The following is a 2,076-nucleotide window of genomic DNA, read 5'->3' as shown; positions in this document are numbered from 1 at the left end:
ATTCAACTTTGCAACAGAACCAAAAATTTGAAATGTTGGGAATGATAAATATAAAAGCAGATATTGAAATAAAAAATTCTGAACAAGATAAATTAAAATTAAGTACTGATGTAATAAGATTTATAAACAGATATATTTTTTCTGACTATGAAGGTTCAGTTTTGTTAAATGGTAAATGGGGGATAGGTAAAACTAGTTTTTTAAACTTAATTGAGGAAGATGTAGAATTAAGGAAGGAAAAAAAGAATAAAAGGGAATTTATATGGCTAAATGCATGGAAGGAAAATAACAGTGAAAATTTTTATAGTGATATATTTTCAAAATTACATCCATGGAAATACTTTTATTTAAGACATAAACCACTGGTATGGGCAATTATATTATCCATTATAATAGCATTAATTCAGTTTATTCCATTCTTTTTAAAAGGAAAAGAGAACCTTATAACAGTGAACATATTATTGATTTGGCTAGCACTGTTTATAATAAATAGTGCTTTGAGTTATTTTAAGGACACTTATGATATTGAAGATAAATGTAGAAATAAAGTAAAAAAATTTATAAAAAAGCGTAAGCTAATATTTATAATAGATGATTTTGATAGAGTAGATAAACTTCAAAGAAATATACTTTTTCAAAAAATGTCAGATATTAATTCATTCGAGAATGCATTAATAATTGTTGTAGGGGAGTATAAAAGAATAGTAGAAAATCCAAATGATATTTTCACTCAAAAGATACTGCAAAATATAGAAAACATGCCAGAAAAGTACAAGCCTCACAATATATGGAATATTTTTGAAAGCGATCTAGAAACTATAGTGAAATACCAAGATATCACAGATGCAGATAGACTTATAATTAATAGAATAAGAGGTCAATTTATTAGAGAAAATAGGACAATTAGAGAATCTAAACAACTATTTAACCGTTTTAAAAATACTTATAAATATAAGCAAAATAGAAATTTTAATGCTAGTGAATCACTAGCTCTATGTTATATATTTATTTTTCATAATCAAATTTATGAAATTATTACTAATAAATCTATTAAATTAACGTACAACACTGTTTCGATAGAGGATGAAAAAAAGCAACGTTTAAGAAGTGAATTACTGGAAGCGAATATAAATGATGATTCTAATATTATAGATTTTATTTTCAATCTTTTTAATCATGGTAATGATTCAGGTATGAAATATCCGAGTATTACTAAAGAAAAAAATTTTTCGTTATATAAAATTGAATCTAATGAAAGTACGCAAGTCAACGAAGACATGTTGGAAGAGTATTTACAAAAAGATAAAGATGAAGGCTTGAAACAAATTAACAGCTTTAATGAGGAAGATTATATAAGATTCTTTGAAATGTTTAAACGTAAAGCTATAGAAGAACAAATACTTAAAAGTGTTGAAGCTTATGTAAAAGAAATGATTAAATTAGTTCATTATAAATTTTATGGAGAACACAGTAATTCTGGAATTAGTTCTTTTACGAGTCCATATGTAGATGAATTATTATATAGTTTAAGTGAAAGATTAGAAATGACCTTGGAGATAGATAAAAATAAGCAATGTGAAAAGATAGTACTGAATAATAGGGAATTAGATGCTTCTCAAAAAATACTCATTATTGAACTTATAATTCCAGATATTGAATATATTGATATTGAGAATAAGGTTGAAATGATAGATGGGATATTAAAAGAACTTAGTTTTTCAAATATTCAAGATACAGAACACCCTCGAATTATATATTGGGCTTATGTTAAATATTATGATCATTTACAAAATAAAGAAATTGAAAAAGTACTAAGTGAATTGGTTTGTTTAGGTGATAGTGAATTTGTTGAATTTATAGAAACGAACTTTATAAGAATTAAAAATATTTTCTATAAATCTAATGGGAGAAACGCAATAAGAGAAGATTTACCATTGAAAGAATTTAGTTTTAATCAAGAGTTTGAAAATAATTTCATTGATAAAATTAATCAGTTAGAACCACAAAAAAGAGAAAAAATAAGCGCTAGTATTAGAAATGCTACAAAATTTTAAAGGTTCTGTTGCAAAGTAAAAA

General features: G+C 24.8%; 1 protein-coding gene. It reads left to right on the top strand.

Annotated elements, in window-relative coordinates; translation table 11 throughout:
• Positions 1-2,054, top strand: a 2,054-nt coding sequence (locus tag KA814_RS13365; protein ID WP_210122798.1) for a P-loop NTPase fold protein, incomplete at its 5' end; no start/stop codon positions are given.
• Positions 2,055-2,076: the final 22 nt, after the last annotated feature.

Origin of the sequence: Staphylococcus sp. GDY8P196P (assembly GCF_017891705.1) — a bacterium.
Taxonomy (GTDB): Bacteria; Bacillota; Bacilli; order Staphylococcales; family Staphylococcaceae; genus Staphylococcus; species Staphylococcus ureilyticus.
This window is presented reverse-complemented; position numbering and strand designations above follow the sequence as displayed.